The organism is Citrobacter sp. Cpo069 (genome assembly GCF_030332785.1).
GTDB classification, from domain to species: Bacteria; Pseudomonadota; Gammaproteobacteria; order Enterobacterales; family Enterobacteriaceae; genus Citrobacter; species Citrobacter portucalensis.
In genome coordinates, this window is sequence record NZ_JAOWHD010000030.1 from 23,572 (window position 1) to 46,509 (window position 22,938).

At 53.0% G+C, this 22,938-nt stretch carries 17 protein-coding genes; 10 read left to right on the top strand and 7 right to left on the bottom strand.

Going from position 1 to position 22,938, the window contains the following annotated elements:
* The first annotated feature begins 304 nt into the window (after positions 1 to 304).
* From ptsP to gldA, 3 genes are read left to right on the top strand one after another with little or no spacing between them, the layout of a single operon-like run.
* On the top strand, positions 305 to 2,806 hold the full coding sequence (gene ptsP, locus OGY08_RS01100) for a phosphoenolpyruvate--protein phosphotransferase (protein ID WP_057068747.1): 2,502 nt from the start codon (positions 305 to 307) through the stop codon (positions 2,804 to 2,806).
* A gap of 15 nt (positions 2,807 to 2,821) precedes the next feature.
* The gene (gene fsa / locus OGY08_RS01105) at positions 2,822 to 3,484 is read left to right on the top strand and encodes a fructose-6-phosphate aldolase (RefSeq protein ID WP_020996106.1); all 663 of its coding nucleotides are present in this window, start codon (positions 2,822 to 2,824) and stop codon (positions 3,482 to 3,484) included.
* A gap of 12 nt (positions 3,485 to 3,496) precedes the next feature.
* Positions 3,497 to 4,600: a bifunctional L-1,2-propanediol dehydrogenase/glycerol dehydrogenase gene (gldA, locus tag OGY08_RS01110; RefSeq protein WP_057068734.1), complete on the top strand. Its 1,104-nt coding sequence runs from the start codon at positions 3,497 to 3,499 to the stop codon at positions 4,598 to 4,600.
* An 86-nt stretch (positions 4,601 to 4,686) separates the two neighbouring features.
* On the opposite strand, the gene katG is transcribed toward gldA, so the two are convergent.
* The 4 genes from katG to metB all read right to left on the bottom strand — a co-directional run bounded on the left by katG (position 4,687) and on the right by metB (position 11,892).
* The gene (katG, locus tag OGY08_RS01115; RefSeq protein WP_057068732.1) at positions 4,687 to 6,867 is read right to left on the bottom strand and encodes a catalase/peroxidase HPI; all 2,181 of its coding nucleotides are present in this window, start codon (positions 6,865 to 6,867) and stop codon (positions 4,687 to 4,689) included.
* 167 nt (positions 6,868 to 7,034) lie between these two features.
* Positions 7,035 to 7,922, bottom strand: a complete 888-nt coding sequence (metF, locus tag OGY08_RS01120; RefSeq protein WP_008787045.1) for a methylenetetrahydrofolate reductase — start codon at positions 7,920 to 7,922, stop codon at positions 7,035 to 7,037.
* Between the two features lie 374 nt (positions 7,923 to 8,296).
* On the bottom strand, positions 8,297 to 10,729 hold the full coding sequence (locus tag OGY08_RS01125) for a bifunctional aspartate kinase/homoserine dehydrogenase II (protein WP_125363042.1): 2,433 nt from the start codon (positions 10,727 to 10,729) through the stop codon (positions 8,297 to 8,299).
* A gap of 2 nt (positions 10,730 to 10,731) precedes the next feature.
* The gene (gene metB, locus OGY08_RS01130) at positions 10,732 to 11,892 is read right to left on the bottom strand and encodes a cystathionine gamma-synthase (protein ID WP_003028818.1); all 1,161 of its coding nucleotides are present in this window, start codon (positions 11,890 to 11,892) and stop codon (positions 10,732 to 10,734) included.
* Between the two features lie 265 nt (positions 11,893 to 12,157).
* Between metB and metJ the strand changes: the two genes are divergently transcribed.
* Positions 12,158 to 12,475 (top strand): met regulon transcriptional regulator MetJ, encoded by a 318-nt coding sequence (metJ, locus tag OGY08_RS01135; RefSeq protein ID WP_003825168.1) that lies wholly within the window; start codon positions 12,158 to 12,160, stop codon positions 12,473 to 12,475.
* 58 nt (positions 12,476 to 12,533) lie between these two features.
* Here the strand turns inward: metJ and OGY08_RS01140 are convergent, their stop codons facing one another.
* The 3 genes from OGY08_RS01140 to rpmE all read right to left on the bottom strand — a co-directional run bounded on the left by OGY08_RS01140 (position 12,534) and on the right by rpmE (position 15,269).
* Positions 12,534 to 13,958, bottom strand: coding sequence for an MFS transporter (locus tag OGY08_RS01140; RefSeq protein ID WP_032945626.1), 1,425 nt, complete (start codon positions 13,956 to 13,958; stop codon positions 12,534 to 12,536).
* Between the two features lie 78 nt (positions 13,959 to 14,036).
* Positions 14,037 to 14,717 carry an oligogalacturonate-specific porin KdgM family protein gene (locus OGY08_RS01145; RefSeq protein WP_003825173.1) on the bottom strand — a complete coding sequence of 227 codons (681 nt, stop codon included), beginning with the start codon at positions 14,715 to 14,717 and terminating at the stop codon, positions 14,037 to 14,039.
* Positions 14,718 to 15,056: 339 nt separating this feature from the next.
* Positions 15,057 to 15,269 (bottom strand): 50S ribosomal protein L31, encoded by a 213-nt coding sequence (rpmE, locus tag OGY08_RS01150; RefSeq protein ID WP_008787040.1) that lies wholly within the window; start codon positions 15,267 to 15,269, stop codon positions 15,057 to 15,059.
* 257 nt (positions 15,270 to 15,526) lie between these two features.
* Here rpmE and priA point away from each other — a divergent pair, with 257 nt between their 5' ends.
* From priA to menA, 6 genes are all read left to right on the top strand, one after another.
* On the top strand, positions 15,527 to 17,725 hold the full coding sequence (gene priA, locus OGY08_RS01155; protein WP_048215183.1) for a primosomal protein N': 2,199 nt from the start codon (positions 15,527 to 15,529) through the stop codon (positions 17,723 to 17,725).
* A gap of 156 nt (positions 17,726 to 17,881) precedes the next feature.
* On the top strand, positions 17,882 to 18,907 hold the full coding sequence (cytR, locus tag OGY08_RS01160) for a DNA-binding transcriptional regulator CytR (protein WP_125363043.1): 1,026 nt from the start codon (positions 17,882 to 17,884) through the stop codon (positions 18,905 to 18,907).
* A 93-nt stretch (positions 18,908 to 19,000) separates the two neighbouring features.
* Positions 19,001 to 19,963: a cell division protein FtsN gene (ftsN, locus tag OGY08_RS01165; protein ID WP_125363044.1), complete on the top strand. Its 963-nt coding sequence runs from the start codon at positions 19,001 to 19,003 to the stop codon at positions 19,961 to 19,963.
* Positions 19,964 to 20,054: 91 nt separating this feature from the next.
* Positions 20,055 to 20,585: an ATP-dependent protease subunit HslV gene (hslV, locus tag OGY08_RS01170; protein WP_003028805.1), complete on the top strand. Its 531-nt coding sequence runs from the start codon at positions 20,055 to 20,057 to the stop codon at positions 20,583 to 20,585.
* A 9-nt stretch (positions 20,586 to 20,594) separates the two neighbouring features.
* A complete protein-coding gene (gene hslU, locus OGY08_RS01175) occupies positions 20,595 to 21,926 on the top strand; it encodes an ATP-dependent protease ATPase subunit HslU (protein WP_003028803.1) in 1,332 nt (443 codons plus the stop codon).
* A gap of 67 nt (positions 21,927 to 21,993) precedes the next feature.
* A complete protein-coding gene (gene menA / locus OGY08_RS01180) occupies positions 21,994 to 22,923 on the top strand; it encodes a 1,4-dihydroxy-2-naphthoate polyprenyltransferase (protein ID WP_003825185.1) in 930 nt (309 codons plus the stop codon).
* Positions 22,924 to 22,938: the final 15 nt, after the last annotated feature.

Below are 22,938 nucleotides of genomic sequence, written 5' to 3' on the forward strand. Positions count from 1 at the left end.
CGCTCCCGGGCTGCCTAAAGCCCATATCCATAAACTTGTTGCGGAAAACAATAGGCAATCTGACGCGACGCAAACAGTGGATAAAAAGGCCATTTGCTGGACTTTTGTAATGTCAGTACAAAAATGCGATCCGCCTCATAACTTGCAGTTTCTCAGAATTTATAGTGGATACGCTGACTTGTGAGGGATGTCTCACTTTGATAGTTACATTACATTTATCCAGTTTTTGGCAGATTTGTCACATGGCAGGCTCAGGCGTTGCCCTTTTATCCTGTAGCGAGAAATCGTTATGGGAGATGAGGCTATGGCCCTGATTGTGGAATTTACCTGTGAGCTACCCAATGGCGTACATGCACGCCCGGCAAGCCACATAGAAACGCAGTGCAACACCTTTACCTCACACATTGAGTGGCACAACCTGCGTACCGAACGTAAGGGCAACGCTAAGAGCGCACTATCGTTGATTGGCACCGATACTCTGGCGGGTGATAGCTGCCAGTTGCTGATTTCCGGTACAGATGAACAGGCAGCCCACCAGCATCTGAGCCAATGGTTACGAAATGAATTTCCGCACTGCGATGCACCGCTAGCGGAAGCCAAAAACAACGAGCTGGAGCCACTTCCGGCATCGCTCACCCATTTAAATCCACAGCTTTTCCGCGCTCGCACCGTCTGCAGCGGCAGCGCAGGGGGCGTTCTGAGTCTGCTTTCTTCGCTGGATCTTAACGCGCTCAGTAACCTTCCATCCGCTCAAGATATTGAAACCGAGCAAGCGGCACTGGATAACGGTTTAACGCTGTTGATGAAAAATATTGAGTTTCGATTACTCGACAGCGACGGCGCTACCAGTGCGATTCTGGAAGCACACCGCTCGCTGGCAAGCGACCTCTCACTGCGCCAGCACCTGCTCGCCGGCGTATCACGCGGGTTAAGCTGCGCCCAGGCGGTTGTCGAAAGTGCCGGACATTTTTGTGATGAATTCGCCCGTTCAAGCAGCAGTTATTTACAGGAGCGTGCACTGGATGTACGCGATGTTTGCTTCCAGCTTCTGCAGCAAATTTATGGGGAACAGCGCTTCCCTGCACCGGGAAAACTGACCCAGCCTACGGTTTGCATGGCGGATGAGCTAACACCGAGCCAGTTCCTCGAACTGGACAAAACATTGCTGAAAGGCTTGCTGTTAAAAAGCGGTGGTACTACGTCACACACGGTGATTCTCGCCCGGTCATTCAACATCCCTACGCTGGTTGGCGTAGATATTGAATCTTTGATGCCATGGCTACAGCAAACGGTTTATATCGATGGTAACGCAGGAGCAGTCGTCGTTGCCCCTGATGAATCCATCGTACGTTATTATCAGCAAGAAGCCCGTATCCAGGATGCCATTCGGGAACAGCAACGTATCTGGCTGACCCAGGAGGCACGCACGGCTGATGGCATCCGTATGGAAGCCGCCGCCAACATCGCCCACTCCGTCGAAGCACAAGCAGCTTTTAGTAACGGTGCGGAAGCGGTTGGCCTGTTCCGTACGGAAATGCTGTATATGGACCGTACCTGCGCCCCGGATGAGAACGAGCTATACAACATTTTCTGCCAGGCGCTGGAACCCGCAAAGGGACGCAGCATTATTGTACGCACCATGGATATCGGCGGTGATAAACCCGTTGATTATCTTAATATTCCTGCTGAGGCCAACCCGTTTCTCGGTTATCGCGCGGTGCGTATTTATGAAGAATATGCCACGTTGTTTACCACGCAACTACGATCGATCCTGCGCGCCTCAGCGCACGGTAGCCTGAAAATCATGATCCCAATGATCTCCTCGATGGAAGAGATCCTGTGGGTCAAAGAGAAACTGGCAGAAGCCAAGCAGCAACTGCGAAGTGAACACATTCCGTTTGATGAGAAGATCCAGCTCGGTATTATGCTGGAGGTTCCGTCTGTGATGTTCATCATTGACCAATGCTGTGAAGAGATTGATTTCTTTAGTATTGGTAGCAATGACCTGACGCAATACCTGCTGGCAGTCGACCGCGACAACGCCAAAGTTACCCGCCACTACAACAGCCTGAATCCGGCCTTCCTGCGCGCACTGGATTACGCCGTGCAGGCAGTACATCGGCAGGGGAAATGGATTGGCCTGTGTGGCGAACTGGGTGCCAAAGGTTCGGTGCTGCCATTGCTGGTGGGACTGGGTCTGGACGAAATCAGTATGAGCGCTCCCTCCATTCCCGCCGCCAAAGCGCGGATGGCGCAACTCGACAGCCGTGCCTGCCGTCAATTGCTGAATCAAGCGATGGCTTGTCGAACCTCGCTGGAGGTCGAACATCTGCTGGCTCAGTTCCGCATGACCCAACAGGATACGCCTCTGGTTACCGCCGAATGCATCACACTGGACAGCGACTGGCGCAGTAAAGAAGAGGTCATCAAAGGGATGACCGACAACCTCCTGCTGGCAGGCCGTTGCCGCTATCCACGTAAACTGGAAGCAGACCTGTGGGCGCGCGAAGCCGTCTTCTCTACCGGATTAGGTTTTAGCTTCGCCATTCCACACAGCAAATCCGAACATATTGAGCAGTCCACCATCAGCGTAGCGCGCCTGCAAGCGCCGGTACGTTGGGGTGATGATGATGCACAGTTCATTATTATGCTGACGCTCAACAAACATGCCGCTGGCGATCAGCATATGCGTATTTTCTCGCGTCTGGCGCGCCGCATTATGCATGAAGAATTCCGTAACGCGCTGGTTAGTGCCGCCTCAGCCGACGCTATCGCCAGCCTGTTGCAACATGAACTTGAACTTTAAAGAGGATGTTTTTGTATGGAACTTTACCTTGATACCGCCAACGTCGCGGAAGTTGAACGTCTGGCACGCATCTTTCCTATCGCGGGAGTCACCACCAACCCAAGCATTGTGGCGGCAAGCAAAGAATCTATCTGGGATGTACTGCCACGCCTGCAAAACGCCATCGGCGAAGAGGGTATTTTGTTTGCCCAAACCATGAGCCGCGAGGCGCAGGGCATGGTGGAAGAAGCCAAACGCCTGAGCAATGCAGTGCCCGGTCTGGTAGTGAAAATCCCGGTGACATCCGAAGGTCTGGCCGCGATTAAGATGCTGAAAAAAGAGGGTATCACCACGCTGGGAACCGCCGTTTACAGTGCTTCTCAGGGGCTACTGGCTGCGCTGGCAGGAGCCAAATATATCGCGCCTTACGTTAACCGTATCGACGCACAGGGCGGCGACGGGATTCGCACAGTACAAGAACTGCAAACGTTACTGGAGCTGCATGCGCCAAACAGCATGGTACTGGCAGCCAGCTTTAAAACCCCGCGTCAGGCGCTGGATTGCTTACTGGCAGGATGTGAAGCTATCACCCTGCCATTAGACGTAGCGCAACAAATGCTCAATACCCCTGCGGTAGAGTCAGCAATAGAGAAGTTTGAGCAGGACTGGAACAACGCATTTGGTCACATCAACCTGTGAGGGAAATAAAGTATGGATCGCATTATTCAATCACCTGGTAAGTACATCCAGGGTGCCGATGTTATTACCCGTCTTGGCAGCTACCTCAAACCACTGGCAGAACGCTGGCTGGTCGTTGGGGACAAGTTTGTCTTAGGCTTTGCCCAGAGCGCACTGGAAAAAAGCTTTCAGGATGCCGGACTGGCGCTGGAAATTGCACCGTTTGGCGGCGAATGTTCACAAAACGAAATCGACCGTCTGCGCGGCGTAGCGGAAAAAGCGCAGTGTGGCGCAGTACTTGGTATTGGCGGCGGTAAAACGCTGGATACCGCCAAAGCGCTGGCACACTTTATGGGCGTGCCTGTCGCCATTGCCCCAACCATCGCCTCTACCGATGCGCCGTGCAGCGCGCTGTCCGTCATTTACACCGATGCCGGTGAATTCGATCGCTATCTGCTGCTGCCCAACAATCCGGACAGGGTCATTGTGGATACCAAAATTGTTGCGGGTGCACCGGCGCGTCTGTTATCTGCGGGTATTGGCGATGCGCTGGCAACCTGGTTCGAAGCGCGTGCTTGTTCACGCAGCGGCGCAACCACCATGGCGGGCGGTCAGTGTACTCAGGCGGCGCTGGCGCTGGCAGAGCTGTGCTTTAATACGCTAATCGAAGAAGGTGAAAAAGCGATGCTGGCAGCCGAGCAGCACGTGGTTACACCAGCACTGGAGCGCGTTATTGAAGCCAACACCTATCTGAGCGGTGTCGGTTTTGAAAGCGGTGGTCTGGCAGCTGCTCACGCCATTCATAACGGTCTGACCGCAATCCCGGATGCGCATCACTACTACCACGGCGAGAAAGTGGCTTTCGGTACGCTAACGCAGCTGGTGCTGGAAAACGCGCCAGTTGATGAAATTGAAACCGTTGCCGCGCTGTGTCATTCCGTTGGCCTGCCGATTACCCTGGCGCAACTGGACATCAAACAGGATATCCCGGCGAAAATGCGCATTGTGGCTGAGGCAGCCTGTGCAGAAGGCGAAACCATCCACAACATGCCTGGCGGCGCAACTCCGGACCAGGTGTATGCCGCCCTGCTGGTGGCTGACCAGTACGGTCAACGTTACCTGCAAGAGTGGGAATAACCTGCCAATAGAAAATCCCCGCAATCGCGGGGATTTTCTTATTCATACTATGCCGGATACGCACAAGCGACATCCGGCATTATCTGTTACAGCAGATCGAAACGATCCAGGTTCATCACTTTCACCCATGCGGCAACGAAATCTCTCACGAACTTCTCGTGAGCATCGCTGCAGGCATAAACTTCAGCCACTGCGCGCAGTACGGAGTTAGAACCGAACACCAGATCGGCGCGGGTTGCCGTGTATTTTACTTCACCGCTCAGACGGTCACGACCTTCGAACAGCTCTTTTGACTCATCAACCGCCTTCCACTCATGGCGCATATCCAGCAGATTGACGAAGAAGTCAGTGCTGAGCACGCCAGGACGATCGGTAAAGACGCCATGCTGGCTGCCGTCGAAGTTGGTGCCCAGTACGCGCATACCGCCCACCAGCACGGTCATTTCCGGTGCGGTCAGCGTCAGCTGCTGCGCTTTATCAATCAGCAACGACTCGGTGGTCGATACGTCAGGACGGGAGCGGTAGTTACGGAAGCCATCGGCGATCGGCTCAAGCAGTTCAAACATCTCAATATCCGTTTGGTCCTGACGCGCATCCACGCGGCCCGGCGCAAAAGGTACTTTAATGCTGACACCCGCAGCGCTAGCCGCCTGCTCTATACCAACAACACCGGCCAGCACGATAATATCGGCTAACGAAGCGGTATGGGCTGACTTATAAATGCCTTCCAGCACAGGCAGTACGCGTGCCGCGGTAGCATTCACATCCCAGCCACGCTGTGGGTCCAGCGCCAGACGCGCACCGTTAGCGCCGCCACGTTTATCCCCACCGCGGAACGTTGATGCAGAAGCCCACGCCACTGACACCAGCTCGCCCACGGACAACCCGGAAGCAGCAATGGTCGCCTTCAGTTTCAGGATATCTTCTTCGCTTGGGTTAAAGAACGCATGCGGCAGCGGGTCTTGCCAAATCAGATCTTCTTTTGGCACTTCCGGTCCGATGTAACGCGCTTTTGGCCCCATATCACGGTGCGTCAGCTTAAACCATGCGCGGGCAAACGCTTCGTTAAACGCCTGCGGATCGTTCAGGAAACGGCGGGAAATCTTCTCGAACTCCGGATCGAAACGCAGCGTCAAGTCGGTAACCAACATTGTTGGCTTACGTTTTTTCGACGGATCGAACGGATCGGGGATAATTTCCGGTGCGTCAACCGCTTCAAACTGAATAGCGCCTGCCGGACTGCGAGTTTGCACCCATTCATATTTGAACAGGTTCTCGAAGAAATAGTTGCTCCATTGGGTCGGCGTCTGCGTCCAGACCACTTCCAGACCGGAAGTAATTGCGTCTGCACCCGCGCCGCTGCCGTAGCTGCTGGCCCAGCCCAGGCCCTGCGCTTCAATTGGTGCGGATTCTGGATCGGCGCCTACGTGCGAAGCCGGCGCTGCACCGTGAGTTTTGCCCAACGTATGACCGCCGCCAATCAGCGCTACGGTTTCTTCGTCGTTCATACCCATGTTACCGAAGGTCGCGCGAATAGCCGCTGCCGCAGAAAGCGGTTCGCCGCTATGGTCCGGCCCTTCCGGGTTCACATAGATAAGACCCATTTCGGTTGCGCCCAGCGGCGCTTTTGCCAGTTCTTCCGGATGACGGTGGGTCAACCAGGCTTTTTCATCACCCCAGTTTACGTCGAGATCCGGTTCCCAGACGTCTTCACGACCGGCACCGAAGCCGAAAGTGCGGAAGCCTGAGTTTTCCAGCGCCACGTTACCCGCAAGGATAAACAGGTCGGCCCAGGAAATTTTCTGGCCATATTTCTGCTTGATTGGCCACAGCAGACGACGCGCTTTATCCAGGCTGACGTTGTCTGGCCAGGAGTTCAGTGGTGCAAAACGCTGCTGTCCGCGACCCGCGCCACCGCGTCCATCGATGGAACGATAGGTCCCAGCACCGTGCCATGCCATGCGGATAAACAAACCGGCATAAGAGCCCCAGTCAGCAGGCCACCACGGTTGAGATTCGGACAGAAGGGCTCTGAGATCCCCTTTCAGGGCAGAGTAATCAAGTTTGCTAAATTCTTTGCGGTAGTCGAAGTTCTCACCCAGCGGGTTCGAACGATTGGAATGTTGGTTTAAAAGATCAACGCGGAGTTGATTAGGCCACCAGTCGCGGTTATTTCTTCCTGCACCCGCGCTGTGATCCGGCCCGCCCTGATGAAAAGGACACTTACCGGCAGTTGATGCGTTTTGGCTATCGTCGGACATGCTCATCTATATGCTCCCTTTACAGTGTTCTGACTACGATATACACCACCAGAGATAAGATATAGTCGAAAAAACCCACAGATTCGATAGCTCATTCCTTTTATATTTAAAGTTACAGAGATGTAGATCAAAATGATCAATAAAAAACCCTCCGAAGAGGGCTGAGGCACTAATTATGCTGGTCTTACTCCCAGCGTGTGACAAATTGCGTAGCTCATCTCGGCGCGATTTAGAGTATAGAAGTGAAAATCTTTCACCCCTTCGCGACTGAGGATTTTCACCATGTCCATGGCGATGTTTGCACCTACCAGCTTGCGGGTTTCCGCATCGTCATCCAGACCATCAAACATGGTCGACATCCAGGAGGGGATACGAACATTGGTCATATCGGCAAATTTTTTCGCCTGTTTAAAGTTGGAGACTGGCAGGATACCCGGAATAATTTCCACATCGATTCCCGCAGACACGCAGCGATCGCGAAAGCGCAGATAGCTTTCCACATCGAAGAAAAACTGAGTAATGGCGCGGTTTGCACCAGCATCAACCTTACGCTTCAGGTTCAGCAAATCGGCCTGAGCGCTCTTCGCTTCTGGGTGTACTTCCGGATAAGCCGCAACGGAGATATCAAAGTCCGCAACGTCTTTCAGCAGAGTCACCAGGTCAGAGGCATACATATCCGGTTTACCGCTTCCCGGCGGCAAGTCACCGCGCAGAGCAACAATATGACGAATACCGTTATTCCAGTAGTCCTGAGCAATGGTGCGCAGCTCATCGCGGGTAGCATCAATACAGGTCAGGTGCGGAGCTGCTTCAAGACCAGTGCGATCCTTAATGCCTTTAATAATGCTGTGCGTACGGTCGCGCTCACCAGAGTTTGCACCGTAGGTGACTGAAACAAACTTCGGCTTCAGGCTGCTCAGGCGATCGATGGAGTTCCACAGGGTTTGCTCCATTTCACTGGTGCGCGGCGGGAAAAACTCAAACGAAACGTTAATCTGACCCTGTACTTCCGCCAGGCTCTGATTCAGGGCTTCCCGCTGGTTGGCGTGAAAAAAGCTCATACCTTACCTCATCAATCTTTTGTCGTTATATGTTGTGTTGTGAACTGCTATACGTTTAGACGTCTAGATGTAAAAATGACGGAAAAGCACGCTGGCGTCAACACAAAAATCATCGTTAAAGGTGAGGAATACTCAGCCAACGTGAAAAAAATTCACATCAGCCTGAAATGATGGGGAATTGTGGCATGACCGTCTGCCAGCCGTTAACGAGAGCGGTGACAGACTCGCCTCTGGCCAGAGCGCGGGTAAGACGCAATACGGGTAGGTTTAACGCAGGATGAGAGCGTTGAAGTGATTATGCAGATGGCTGTTGACGTATTTTATCCGGCCTGGGTCACAAACGAACCGTCGGCCGGATCATCCGGCAACAAAAACTACAGCAGCTGCGCCAGACGGTTGATGTCTGACTGAATAGCGCCGGCGGTGACGTCACGACCTGCGCCCGGTCCACGGATCACCAGCGGGTTATCGCGATACCAGCGGCTTTCAATGGCGAATACGTTATCGCACGGCAACAGCGCCGCCAGCGGGTGTTCAGGACGAACCGCTTCAACACCAACGCGCGCTTTACCGTTAGCATCAAAACGCGCCACATAGCGTAGCACCAGCCCCATTTCACGCGCCGCTTCCAGACGCTGCACCATCTGCTCGTTCAGCTCATCACCATTCTCAAAGAAATGGTCAATAGAGCCTTCTTCACAGTGCGCAGGCACCAGCGATTCCACGCGAACCTGGTCCGGTTCGATGTCGTAACCTGCTTCACGCGCCAGAATCACCAGCTTACGCATCACATCTTTGCCGGAAAGATCTACGCGCGGATCGGGTTCAGTCAGCCCCTGCTGCCACGCCTGATCCACCAGATCGGTGAACGGGACCGTGCCATCAAATTGCAGGAACAACCACGACAACGTACCGGAGAAGATCCCGCTGATCGACAGAATGGTATCTCCACTCTCAATCAGATCGCGCACGGTATGATTGATCGGCAAACCTGCACCCACGGTAGCGTTATACAGCCAGTGGCGACCGGTTTTTTCAAAAGCGTCATGAATTTGGCGATAATTATGACTGCTGCTCGCCCCCGCCAGTTTGTTGGCGCTGATAACGTGGAAACCATGGCTGGCAAAATCCAGATACTGATCCGCAAGTTGCTCGCTGGCAGTAACGTCCAGCACCACTAAATCATCATACGGGTGAGCACGCATCCACAGGAATAGAGACTCTTCATCCTGCTCTACTGCCTCGTCATCAAAGAAAGCTAACGCGCGGCTGGCATCCAGCCCTTCGTAATTCAGCAGGCTACGACGGCTATCAACCACACCCGCCAGCACAAACTCTAATCCGGTGCGCGCCGAGAGCGTGCTCTGCTCGCGAGCGAACAGCTCCAGCCAGCGTGAGCCGATGTTGCCTTTGCCGAACAACACCAGACCAATGCGTTTTTCCGCGCGGAAAATTGACTGATGCAGACCCTGAATCAGGCTCTCTGTTGGCCCAGTACGCAGTACCGCGACCAGGCTGATACCCTCTTCCGATTGCCAGGTGAATTCAACCGGCTGACCTTTTAACTGTTGCCAGAAACGGTGGCAATGCAGCGGATTACGGGTGACGCCCGCCCCGACCATCGCCACCAGCGCCAGCCCCTGGCGCAAACGCAGCTCGCCAGGCAGACCAGCTTCATCCAGAATTTTCAGTGCGCCGTCAGCGACTTCGGAGGTATAGCAAAATTGCAGCAGTTGGCGGTCAGGATGCACACCCACTGCCAGCGGACGCACCTGGGTACGTTTTAAAACCTGATCAATCTCTTTATAAGCCAGCTTAAAGTCCTGGCCAGTCGGAACCAAAAACTCAATCAGGCAGACGTCATCATGACTGGTCACAATACGCGCCCCGGTACCGGAGGCCAGTACGCGTTCAATGCGCGTTGACCCCTGCTCCGGCGTATAGCTACAACGCAGTTGGAGATCGATATCGCTACCGGAAACCGGCTGTAAGGTACGGGCATGGAGAACCGGTGCCGCCAGACGCGCCAGCTCGCTGGCTTCATCCAGACGCAGCAGCGGCAGCAAACAGGCGTCTTTTACTTTACGCGGGTCCGCGCTGTAAACCCCGGCGACATCGCTCCAGATAGTTACGCGAGAAACGCCCGCCAGCGCGCCAACCTGCGTCGCCGAGTAGTCGGAGCCGTTACGCCCCAGCAGGACCGTTTCACCGCAATTGCTGCGGCTAATAAAGCCGGTAACCACCAGCCGTTTACCCGGATGCTGCGCCAGCAGTTGCTGTAGCAGCGGGTAAGAAAGACCTTCATCTACCTGCGGCTGGGCACCGCGTTCAGCACGTAAAAAATCGCGCGCATCCAGCCAGGCTGACTCCAGCCCCTGTTGGTTAAGGACCGCAGACATCAAACGCGCGGACCATACCTCACCATGCCCAACAACCTCAGCATAGACGGCATCGTTCACGCCACTGTCGAGTAATCCAGCCAGACGCTCCAGATCGTGAATAAACGCACCAATTAGTCCATCCGCTATATCAGGCGGTAACAAACCGCTGATAAGCTCGCTCTGATAGCGACGTAACGCCTGTTGAACCTGATGCGCAGAAAGGCGATCGGTCTGGCTTAATTTCAGCCAGCTAATCAACTGGTTAGTGGTACTGCCTGCGGCTGAAACAACCATCATGTCATCAGGCTGAGAGTACTCCGCCATAATGCCTGCGACACGCAGATAACATTTCACATCAGCCAGACTACTACCACCAAATTTGTGCAGTTGACGACCCTTCGCCCCTGCCTGCGCAATCACACTCATGTTTACCCCTTGTTTGCAGCCCGGAAGCCATTTTCCAGGTCGGCAATTAAATCTTCGCCATCTTCAATACCGGTGGAGATACGCAGCAGCGTTTCGGAAATTCCGGCAGCAGCACGCGCTTCTGGCGCCATGCCCGCGTGTGTCATGGTTGCGGCGTGGGAGATCAGACTTTCAACGCCCCCTAACGATTCCGCCAGCGTAAACAATGACAACCCACCAAGGAAGCGGCGCAGCGTTTGCTCATCACCATCCAGTTCAAAACTTAACATCGCGCCAAAGCCTTTTTGCTGACGCGCGGCAATCTCATGGCCCTGATTATCCGGCAATGACGGGTGATACAATTTTTTCACCAGCGGCTGAGTTTGCAGATAATCGACTATCGCCTGAGCATTACGTTGCGCCACCTCCATTCGAGGAGACAGAGTACGCAGGCCGCGCAACAGCAGATAACTATCAAACGCGCCGCCGGTCACACCAATATTATTCGCCCACCATGCCAGTTCAGTGACCGTTTCCGGATCTTTCGCTATCACAACACCAGCCACCACATCTGAGTGACCGTTTAAATATTTCGTGCATGAATGCAACACCAGATCGGCGCCCAATGCCAGTGGATTTTGCAGTGCCGGGCTTAAAAAAGTGTTGTCGACCACGCTGACCGCGCCAGCTTCACGCGCCAGCTGACAGATTTTCGCAATATCCACCACGCGCAGCAGCGGGTTGCTTGGGCTTTCTACCAGCACCAGCTTCGGTTTTTCCGCCAATGCGGCCTGCAATGCCTGCTCATCTCCTTGATCGACAAACAGGACGCGGTAACAGCCACGTTTTGCCAGACTGTCAAACAGTCGGTAGCTCCCGCCGTAGCAGTCATGCGGTGCGACCAGCAGATCGCCTGGCTTGAGGAAGACCGTGGTCACCAGATGAATCGCCGACATGCCAGTATTGGTCAGCACAGCACCTGCACCGCCTTCCAGTTCCGCCAGCGCACGCTGAACAACATCGCGCGTTGGGTTGCCGCGACGCGAATAGTCATGGGCGCGAGGTTCATTAAATCCGGTAAAGTTATAGGTGCTGGAGAGGTGAATCGGCGGGACAACGCAACCGTACTGTTCGTCGTCATTTAACCCGCTACGCACTGCGATGGTGGCCTGTTTACGCGTCATATTGAGGAGATCCTGGCTGAGTCGGTGAAAAGTCAGACACCAGAGTAATCATAGTTACGATAGCCGTCAATACATCTGGACATCTAAACTTCTTTGCGTATAGATTGAGCAAACTGGAAATAGCCGTTAAAATTATATGCATTAGCGTACATCTGCGTCGGCTTACTTCGTGTCAGGGCCACGCCACTACGATAAACTACGCGCAATTATGGTCCGGGCTCAGGTTCTGGCCTCAATATTAATGACGAAGAGGATTAGGTATCTCATGGCTGAATGGAGCGGCGAATATATCAGCCCATACGCTGAGCACGGTAAGAAGAGTGAGCAAGTCAAAAAAATTACGGTTTCCATTCCTCTGAAGGTGTTAAAAATCCTTACCGATGAACGCACGCGTCGTCAGGTGAACAACCTGCGCCACGCCACCAACAGCGAACTGCTGTGTGAAGCGTTTCTGCATGCTTTTACTGGGCAACCCTTACCCAACGATGACGACCTGCGTAAAGAACGCAGTGATGAAATCCCGGAAGAAGCAAAGGTAATCATGCGTGAACTGGGTATCAACCCGGAAACGTGGGAATACTGATAGTTAGAACAGCAATGGGCGTGTAGAGGCGGGAATGCTCCCGCCTTTTCTCACAGTGTTACTTACTAATACCATTGAGTTTATTCAATGTTTCTTCCATTTTGAGCGTTTCCGTACGGTTCAATGGATAGAAATAAATCAGAATGACCGCCGCCAAAAACAGGCATAGCGCCGGCAAGAGATTCGCCATCGTATAAATATTTTCCTGCACAATGCTGGTTTGCACTGCACCACCTGTTGACGATGATTGATAGCCAATGATAGCCAACATAAAGCCACCAATCGCCCCTGCGCATGCCTGACCAACCTTGCGCGCAAAGAAGTTCACACCATAAACCGTGCCATCCTCGCGATCGCCAGTGACATACTGATGGTAGTCACAAACATCAGTCATAAACGCCCAAATCATCAGGTTGAATAACCCTGCACCCAGCGTCGCCAGGAACAAGAAAACCAGATAGACCTTTGCATCCGTAATGTGGACAAAGTACATAATCACATACATGACCACGGCAAAAAGCAACGCGCCTACACTGGCTTCTTTTTTACCAAACCGCTTCGTGAGCCAGGATGCCGATGGCGCCAGCAGAACCAGGGAACCAAAGGTAAACAGCAACGCGACTGACATCGCCTCTTTATTGTGGAAATAGTCATTAAACAGGTAAGTCATGTTGGTACCGGACAACCCCTGATTAATTACAATCAGCAAATCCACAACCACTAAAACAATCAGCGCCTTATTGCGTGCCAGTCCCTTCAGCAACACCGAAACGGGCATGCTCTCTTTTCTCTCCACGCGCACGCGCTCCGTCGTTAAATGACAGGTCAAGGATAAAAAGATCAAGCCCAGCACTGCGCAACCAATGGAAATCCAGAAGAAGTGTTGCCCGGAAATCACCTGGCTTCCATCCACCAGGGTGGTGTACATCAAGATTGGAATGAAAAAGCCAGTTGCCCCACCGCCAATTGCTGACCCAACGCTACGCCAGGTTGAAAGCGATACACGATCTTCAGGATTCGAGCTAATCGCCGCAGACATAGCACCGTACGGAATACTCACGGTCGATAACAGCGAACCGTAAATGAAATAGGAGCAGCAGATGTAGATGATTTTCGCCGTATAAGAAAAATCATTCACAAACGGCAGGAACAGGACAACCGCAATGATGCAAAATGGATACTTCATACGACGCACCCACGGGTTGAAACGTCCATGTACCGTCAGTTTAGAGGTATCGCATAAGCGCCCTACACCAACATCAACGAACGCATCAAAGAGTTTGGTCACAAAATAGAGTGAGCCAACAATAACGCCGGAAATACCGAGGACGTTAGTGTAATAAATCATTAAAAAACTATTAACTAAGCCAAGAATAAAACAGGTTCCGAGGTCACCACATAAATAACCAATTTTATCTCTAATTCCGAAAGGCCTGACGGCAGTGGTTTCATTATTTCCGATAATAGTTCCATCATTAGACATGATGTCAACTCCTTAGACATATTATTCACACAAACTATGCTTATCGACGTAATCAGCCGATACGAAAACTATTACCGATTAAAAGTTATAACCAAGACCGACACGATAACGGGTCTGACGATCGTCTGTCGTTGTTGTGTTATAACCCGAGGAAACGTTGCCAACCTCAACAAATGGAACCCAGGAGCCTAATTTGTACGCCACGCGGAAGTTATATTCATAATCATCTTTCCGGTTGTTATATAAATCTTCGCTATCGGCAATTTTATAAATACCATTTAGCTCAAACATCCAGTCATTGACGTTATAACCAAGCCAGGCTTCCGGACGATAGACCATGCGGTCATCTTTGCCGTCAGTGTTTCTGCGCATGTACTCCTGACGATAGCGGAACGCGGTCCACCAGTTGTCGTTGATGTTGTACTGTACGCGGATATAAGGCTTATAAATCGCGATATTATCGCCCGTTTCGATTGCAATGCCGGGCTGCCAGACAAGACCCTGCCAAGTGAACTGGTAGCTTGCGGTATACTCGTTACCATTACTTTCCATATTATTCCACGCATCATTTGACTGCGTGTTTTCGGAACGAGAAATGGCTTCTACTGCCACACCAAAACCCGTGGCAAAACGGTGAGACATATACACACGATCGTAATTACGTCCATCGTCATAATATTCATGCCGGTAATCAACATAACCCGCTTGTGCGGCCGCAGAGAATAATGGAATCAGTAATAACGCAGATTTAAATTTCATGACAATCCCTCTTCACACTCAACAACGGAAATAATCCATCTCGTTTTGTCCATAAAATGGGAAAACAAAAAGGCTTTTAGATTAATTTTATATTTCCACAAAAGTGTATTTTAGAAAGAAAGCAGAAACCTTTGGTATTTTGCCAGGAGCTGGTAAAAGTGGCAAAAGACAGAAAATAAAAAGGACGCAGATCACCAGTTGCAATATTTTATCGAAAAAATAAAACACCGTTTTATTTATTGAATAAAATAGATTATTCAATACATCAATATATATTTCAGTTCTGAAGAACAGAAACAAAAAAAGCGCCATAAGGCGCTTTTTTCTGACAGCTGAAACTTACTTGCTGCCTGGGATGCTGAAACGCTTGTTGAAGCGATCAACACGGCCACCGGTAGCAACATCACGCTGCTTGCCAGTATAGAACGGGTGGCACTGACCGCACACGTCCAGGTTCAGATCGTGACCGACGGTAGAGCGGATTTTCATGACGTTACCGCAAGAGCAGTTTGCAGTAATTTCTTCGTATTTCGGGTGAATATCTTTTTTCATGGGAAAACCTCGGTTTAAGGCCGCGTCGCTCTTCCAGCCCTAACGCCAGACACCACGCGATGTTAATTATTCCCCGTCACCTTTCACGCTGCATCAACAGCCTGAAACTCTCGGGTAATGGTCATTGTTTGACGCAATCAATTTGCATCAAAGGCGGCGAATCATACAGAAATTAACCTGCTCATGCAAACTGATCCGCATTCTACCCTCCACTAATGTGTATACTAACCCGCCAGATTTCAAGTCAGGATGATTCAATGCCCGTTGCGCACGTTGCCTTACCTGTTCCGCTACCTCGCACCTTTGACTACCTCCTGCCGGAAGGCTTGAGTGCCAAAGCCGGGTGTCGTGTACGCGTGCCCTTTGGCAAGCAGCAGGAGCGCGTGGGTATTGTCCTTTCCGTCAGCGAGCACAGTGAACTGCCGCGGAGCGAATTGAAAGCCGTTCTCGAAGTGCTGGACAGCGAACCGGTATACTCGACCTCCGTCTGGCGTCTGCTGTTGTGGGCGGCTGATTATTATCATCATCCCATCGGTGACGTACTGTTTCACGCTCTGCCAATTTTACTGCGCCAGGGACGCCCGGCGACAAACGCGCCCATGTGGTACTGGTTTGCTACTGAAGAAGGCCAGGTTATTGACCTCAACAGCCTGAAGCGTTCTCCCAAGCAGCAACAGGCGCTGGCTGCGCTACGCCAGGGAAAAATCTGGCGCGACCAGGTGGCTGAACTGGAATTTAATGATGCCGCATTACAGGCACTGCGGAAAAAAGGGCTGTGCGATCTGGCGAGCGAAACACCAGGCTTTAGCGACTGGCGTACACACTACGCGGTTTCTGGTGAGCGTCTGCGGCTGAACACCGAGCAGGCCACCGCCGTCGGGGCGATTCACAGCGCCTCAGACAGTTTTAGCGCCTGGCTATTAGCGGGCGTAACGGGATCAGGCAAAACAGAGGTCTATCTCAGCGTTCTGGAAAACGTCCTTGCCCAGGGCAAGCAGGCGCTGGTGATGGTGCCGGAGATTGGCCTGACGCCGCAAACTATTGCCCGTTTTCGCGAACGTTTTAATGCGCCGGTCGAAGTCCTGCACTCCGGTTTAAACGACAGTGAACGTCTTTCAGCCTGGCTGAAAGCAAAAAATGGCGAGGCGGCGATTGTTATCGGCACGCGTTCTTCGCTGTTTACGCCGTTTAAAAATCTCGGCGTGATTGTCATCGACGAAGAGCACGACAGCTCTTATAAACAGCAGGAAGGCTGGCGCTATCATGCGCGCGACCTCGCGGTTTACCGCGCCCATAGCGAGCAAATCCCGATTATTCTCGGCTCAGCCACCCCGGCACTGGAAACGCTGTGTAACGTGCGGCAGAACAAATATCGCATGCTACGCCTGACGCGCCGCGCCGGAAATGCGCGCCCAGCCACTCAGCACGTGCTGGATCTCAAAGGTCAGCAAGTGCAGGCCGGACTCGCCCCTGCTCTAATCGCCCGTATGCGTCAGCACCTGCAGGCGGATAACCAGGTGATCCTGTTTTTGAACCGTCGCGGTTTTGCGCCTGCGCTGCTGTGCCACGACTGTGGTTGGATTGCAGAATGTCCGCGTTGCGATCACTACTACACGCTACATCAGGCGCAGCACCACCTGCGTTGCCACCACTGTGACAGCCAGCGCCCAATACCGCGTCAGTGCCCCTCCTGCGGTTCGACGCATATGGTTCCAGTAGGACTCGGCACCGAACAGCTTGAGCAGGCTCTGGCACCTTTTTTCCCCGGTGTGCCAATTTCACGTATCGATCGCGACACCACCAGCCGTAAAGGGTCGCTGGAGCAGCATCTGGCGGAAGTGCATCGCGGCGGCGCACGAATTCTTATAGGCACGCAAATGCTGGCCAAAGGCCACCACTTCCCGGACGTCACTCTGGTGGCGCTGCTGGACGTTGACGGCGCGCTATTCTCCGCAGATTTCCGGTCAGCAGAACGCTTCGCCCAGCTCTATACGCAGGTCTCTGGCCGTGCCGGACGCGCCGGGAAGCAAGGCGAAGTGGTGCTGCAAACGCACCATCCTGAACATCCGCTGCTGCAAACCTTGCTGTATAAAGGCTATGACGCGTTTGCCGAACAGGCGCTGGCCGAGCGACAAACGCTCCAGCTTCCACCGTGGACCAGCCATGTGATCGTGCGGGCAGAAGATCATAACAACCAGCATGCACCAATGTTCTTGCAGCAACTACGGAATCTCATTCAAGCCAGCCCGTTGGCCGATGACAAACTCTGGGTGCTCGGCCCGGTTCCCGCACTGGCGCCCAAACGCGGTGGTCGTTATCGTTGGCAAATATTGTTGCAACATCCATCACGGATTCGTCTGCAACATATCGTCAGCGGCACGCTGGCACTGATCAATACGCTACCCGATGCACGCAAGGTTAAATGGGTGCTGGATGTCGATCCCATCGAGGGATAACCCCTCACGATGCGAGGCGGATCGTAAAATTAAAGATCCATCACACTTTTTATGAAAATTCTGTAACCGCTTCCATTCACTATCTGATAAAAATGTTTCAGATGAAGGTTATCCAGGGACGAGTCTGTGCCAGCAGCTCTCTGGCGAGGAGAAAGAGTGAAACCGAATAAGCAGGTTGCCGCCGCTACAATGAAAGATGTTGCTCTGAAGGCGAAAGTCTCAACGGCAACCGTATCCCGCGCATTAATGAACCCGGACAAAGTCTCGCAGTCAACCCGTAACAAGGTTGAGCAGGCGGCACTGGAAGTGGGATATCTACCCCAATCAATGGGACGTAACGTTAAGCGTAATGAGTCACGTACCATTCTGGTGATTGTGCCGGATATCTGCGATCCGTTTTTTAGCGAAGTGATTCGTGGCATCGAAGTGACTGCCGCAGAACAGGGATACCTGGTGCTTATTGGCGACTGCGCGCACCAGAATCAGCAGGAAAAGACGTTTCTTAACCTCATTATCACCAAGCAGATCGATGGCATGGTACTGCTCAGCTCGCGCCTGCCGTTTGATGCCAGCGTGGAAGAACAGCGCAATTTACCGCCGATGGTCATGTCGAACGAGTTCGCGCCAGAGCTGGAACTCCCTACCGTGCACATTGATAACCTCACCGCCGCCTTTAACGCGATGAATTATCTGCTGGAACTGGGGCATAAACGCATTGGTTGTATCGCCGGGCCCGAAGATATGCCGCTGTGCCATTACCGTCTGCAAGGCTACGTTCAGGCATTACGCCGCAGCGGAATTACGGTCGATCCGCATTTCATCGCGCGCGGTGACTTTACCTATGAAGCGGGATCCAATGCGTTGAAGCAGCTCCTTGAACTACCGCAGCCGCCTACCGCTGTCTTTTGTCACAGCGACGTCATGGCGCTGGGTGCACTCTCTTACGCCAAACGTCAGGGTCTGAAAGTCCCTGATGATTTATCCATTATTGGCTTTGATAACATTTCGCTCACGGAATTTTGTGATCCACCCCTGACAACCGTCGCACAGCCGCGTTTCGATATCGGACGTGAAGCTATGCTGTTACTGCTCGATCAATTACAAGGGCAGAGCGTCAGCAGTGGCTCACGTTTACTGGACTGCGAGCTTATTATTCGGGGTACTACCCGGGCACTGACGTAAAGTAAAGTGCTTTCGGACTCCCCTGTCTGGTCAAAGGCCCGCCGCTTAAGTAACATGGCGGGCTGACGAACGAATAAATACAGCGAAACGATAGTGGCACAACGAGATTATGTACGTCGCGGCCAACCGGCACCTTCGCGGCGCAAGAAGAGCACATCACGGAAAAAACAACGCAATACGCCTGCGGTATCGCCCGCAATGGTTGCTATTGCTGCAGCCGTACTCGTGACCTTTATCGGTGGTCTGTACTTCATTACGCATCACAAGAAAGAAGAGTCCGAAACGCTGCAAAACCAGAAAGTCACCGGTAATGGCATTCCGCCAAAACCGGAAGAGCGCTGGCGATACATCAAAGAGCTGGAAAGCCGTCAGCCTGGCGTACGTGCGCCTACCGAACCGTCTGCGGGCGGCGAGGTGCTGAATGCCGATCAGCTAACCAATGAGCAGCGCCAGCTATTGGCGCAAATGCAGGCTGATATGCGTCAACAGCCGACGCAGCTCAACGAAGTACCGTGGAACGAGCAAACGCCTGAACAACGCCAGCAAACGCTGCAGCGTCAGCGTCAGGTGCAACAGCAGCAGTGGAATAACGCACAGCAGCAGGCTCAGCAGCCGCGTCCACGGGCAACAGAACAGCCGTATCAGCAGCAGCAAACGCGTACAGCACAAGCCGCGCCGGTACAGCAGCCGAAACCGGCGGCGCAACAGCCGTATCAGGATCTGCTGCAAACGCCAGCGCATACCACCGCTGCTCAGCCAAAACCGCAGCCGGCCGCGCCGATAACGAATGAAACGCAGCCGCCAAAACAGACTGCTGAGAAAAAAGATGAACGCCGCTGGATGGTTCAGTGCGGATCATTTAAAGGCGCTGAGCAGGCAGAAACTGTGCGTGCGCAGCTGGCCTTTGAAGGCTTTAACTCCCGTATTACCACCAATAACGGCTGGAATCGTGTGGTCATTGGTCCGGTCAAGGGCAAAGAGAATGCCGACAACACCATCAGCCGCCTGAAGGTTGCTGGTCACACAAACTGCATTCGACTCGCCACTGGGGGTTGAAACCCCCAAAATCCCCCCCATCTATACTTGCATTACGCCCCGTACACTGTGCGGGGCCTGTACATTGCATTTGTAACCAAGGGGTCTGCTCGTGACAACAATAGTAAGCGTACGCCGTAACGGCCATGTGGTAATCGCCGGTGATGGTCAGGCCACACTGGGTAACACCGTAATGAAAGGCAACGTGAAGAAAGTCCGCCGTCTGTACAACGATAAAGTCATCGCGGGCTTTGCGGGTGGTACTGCGGATGCATTCACGCTGTTTGAACTGTTTGAACGCAAGCTGGAAATGCACCAGGGTCACCTGGTGAAAGCTGCCGTTGAACTGGCAAAAGACTGGCGTACCGACCGTATGCTGCGCAAACTCGAAGCGCTGCTGGCCGTCGCAGATGAAACTGCATCGCTCATTATCACCGGTAACGGCGACGTCATCCAGCCAGAAAACGATCTGATTGCTATCGGCTCCGGCGGTCCCTACGCCCAGGCTGCTGCACGCGCTCTGCTTGAAAATACCGAGCTTGGCGCACGCGAGATTGCTGAGAAAGCGTTGGATATTGCAGGGGATATCTGCATTTATACCAACCACTTCCATACCATCGAAGAATTGAACTCCAAAGCGTAAGGATCCCCCATGTCTGAAATGACCCCACGCGAAATTGTCAGCGAACTGAACAAACACATCATCGGCCAGGATAACGCTAAGCGTTCCGTGGCGATCGCCCTGCGTAACCGCTGGCGTCGTATGCAGCTCAACGAAGAGTTGCGTCATGAAGTCACGCCGAAAAACATTCTGATGATTGGCCCGACCGGCGTCGGTAAAACCGAAATCGCCCGTCGTCTGGCAAAACTGGCCAACGCGCCGTTCATCAAAGTCGAAGCAACCAAATTCACCGAAGTCGGCTATGTTGGTAAAGAAGTAGATTCCATCATCCGCGATCTGACCGATGCTGCCATCAAAATGGTCCGCGTGCAGGCAATTGAGAAAAACCGCTTCCGTGCCGAAGAGATGGCGGAAGAGCGCATTCTCGACGTGCTGATCCCACCAGCTAAAAATAACTGGGGGCAGTCAGAGCAGCCGCAGGAACCTTCTGCAGCGCGTCAGGCATTCCGTAAAAAACTGCGTGAAGGCCAGCTGGATGATAAAGAGATCGAAATCGATCTCGCGGCCGCACCGATGGGCGTTGAAATTATGGCGCCTCCAGGAATGGAAGAGATGACCAGCCAGCTGCAGTCCATGTTCCAGAACCTGGGCGGTCAGAAGCAAAAACCGCGTAAGCTGAAAATCAAAGACGCGATGAAGCTGCTGATTGAAGAAGAAGCTGCCAAACTGGTGAACCCGGAAGAGCTGAAACAAGAAGCTATCGACGCCGTTGAGCAGCACGGGATCGTGTTTATCGACGAAATCGACAAAATCTGTAAGCGCGGCGAATCCTCCGGCCCGGACGTGTCCCGTGAAGGCGTACAGCGCGACCTGCTGCCGCTGGTTGAAGGCTGCACGGTCTCCACCAAGCACGGCATGGTGAAAACAGATCACATTCTGTTTATCGCTTCTGGTGCATTCCAGGTAGCCAAACCGTCCGACCTGATCCCAGAACTGCAGGGTCGTCTGCCGATTCGTGTCGAGCTGCAGGCGCTGACCACCAGCGATTTTGAGCGTATCCTTACCGAACCGAATGCCTCCATCACCGTCCAGTACAAAGCGCTGATGGCGACTGAAGGTGTGGACATCAACTTCACTGAATCCGGTATTAAACGCATTGCCGAAGCGGCCTGGCAGGTTAACGAAACCACCGAAAACATCGGTGCACGTCGTCTGCATACCGTTCTGGAACGTCTGATGGAAGATATTTCCTATGATGCGAGCGATTTGAACGGCCAAAGCATCACAATTGATGCCGAATATGTGAGCAAACATCTGGATGCGCTGGTCGCAGATGAAGATCTGAGCCGTTTTATCCTATAATCGCGTTCAATGCATTTTCATCACTGTTGATGGGGCTGATAAAGCCCCATTTTTATTGGCGCTAAATATGACTGAACAACAACAAATTAGCCGCTCACAAGCCTGGCTGGAAAGTTTACGACCTAAGACCTTACCGCTCGCCTTCGCGGCGATCATCGTCGGTACGGCATTAGCATGGTGGCAAGGATACTTCGATCCGCTGGTTGCTCTGCTGGCATTGATTACGGCAGGACTGCTGCAAATTCTGTCCAATCTCGCTAACGACTATGGCGATGCCGTTAAAGGCAGCGACAAACCCGACCGTATTGGACCGCTGCGCGGTATGCAAAAAGGGGTCATCACCCAACAGCAGATGAAGCGCGCGCTGATCGTCACCGTGGTGCTGATCTGTCTGTCCGGGCTAGCCCTGGTTGCTGTAGCCTGTCACACGCTGGCGGATTTTGTCGGTTTCCTGGTGCTCGGCGGTCTGTCGATTATCGCCGCGATCACCTACACCGTGGGTAATCGCCCTTACGGATATATCGGCCTGGGCGATATTTCTGTGCTGGTATTCTTCGGCTGGCTCAGCGTAATGGGAAGTTGGTATCTGCAGGCGCATACGTTGATTCCAGCGCTGATTCTGCCTGCCACCGCCTGCGGCCTGCTGGCAACCGCCGTGCTCAACGTCAACAACCTGCGCGATATCAACAGCGACAGAGAGAACGGCAAGAACACGCTGGTCGTACGTTTAGGTGCTGTCAATGCCCGCCGCTACCACGCCTGTCTGCTGATGGGCACGCTGGTCTGTCTGGCACTGTTCAACCTGTTCTCACTGCAAAGCCTGTGGGGATGGCTGTTTATCCTCGCCGCTCCGCTGCTGATCAAACAGGCTCGCTATGTAATGCGCGAGATGGACCCGGCTGCAATGCGTCCGATGCTGGAACGCACCGTAAAAGCGGCATTGTTAACTAACCTGCTGTTTGTCGTTGGGATTTTCTTAAGTCAGTGGTCTCTTTAACTGACAAATATCAAT

What these genes read in the sequence shown, in the direction of transcription:
- ptsP (WP_057068747.1), top strand. Translation starts at nt 305, where the DNA reads ATGGCCCTGATTGTGGAATTTACCTGTGAGCTACCCAATGGCGTACAT.
- fsa (WP_020996106.1), top strand. Translation starts at nt 2,822, where the DNA reads ATGGAACTTTACCTTGATACCGCCAACGTCGCGGAAGTTGAACGTCTG.
- gldA (WP_057068734.1), top strand. Translation starts at nt 3,497, where the DNA reads ATGGATCGCATTATTCAATCACCTGGTAAGTACATCCAGGGTGCCGAT.
- katG (WP_057068732.1), bottom strand. Translation starts at nt 6,867, where the DNA reads ATGAGCATGTCCGACGATAGCCAAAACGCATCAACTGCCGGTAAGTGT.
- metF (WP_008787045.1), bottom strand. Translation starts at nt 7,922, where the DNA reads ATGAGCTTTTTTCACGCCAACCAGCGGGAAGCCCTGAATCAGAGCCTG.
- OGY08_RS01125 (WP_125363042.1), bottom strand. Translation starts at nt 10,729, where the DNA reads ATGAGTGTGATTGCGCAGGCAGGGGCGAAGGGTCGTCAACTGCACAAA.
- metB (WP_003028818.1), bottom strand. Translation starts at nt 11,892, where the DNA reads ATGACGCGTAAACAGGCCACCATCGCAGTGCGTAGCGGGTTAAATGAC.
- metJ (WP_003825168.1), top strand. Translation starts at nt 12,158, where the DNA reads ATGGCTGAATGGAGCGGCGAATATATCAGCCCATACGCTGAGCACGGT.
- OGY08_RS01140 (WP_032945626.1), bottom strand. Translation starts at nt 13,958, where the DNA reads ATGTCTAATGATGGAACTATTATCGGAAATAATGAAACCACTGCCGTC.
- OGY08_RS01145 (WP_003825173.1), bottom strand. Translation starts at nt 14,717, where the DNA reads ATGAAATTTAAATCTGCGTTATTACTGATTCCATTATTCTCTGCGGCC.
- rpmE (WP_008787040.1), bottom strand. Translation starts at nt 15,269, where the DNA reads ATGAAAAAAGATATTCACCCGAAATACGAAGAAATTACTGCAAACTGC.
- priA (WP_048215183.1), top strand. Translation starts at nt 15,527, where the DNA reads ATGCCCGTTGCGCACGTTGCCTTACCTGTTCCGCTACCTCGCACCTTT.
- hslU (WP_003028803.1), top strand. Translation starts at nt 20,595, where the DNA reads ATGTCTGAAATGACCCCACGCGAAATTGTCAGCGAACTGAACAAACAC.
- menA (WP_003825185.1), top strand. Translation starts at nt 21,994, where the DNA reads ATGACTGAACAACAACAAATTAGCCGCTCACAAGCCTGGCTGGAAAGT.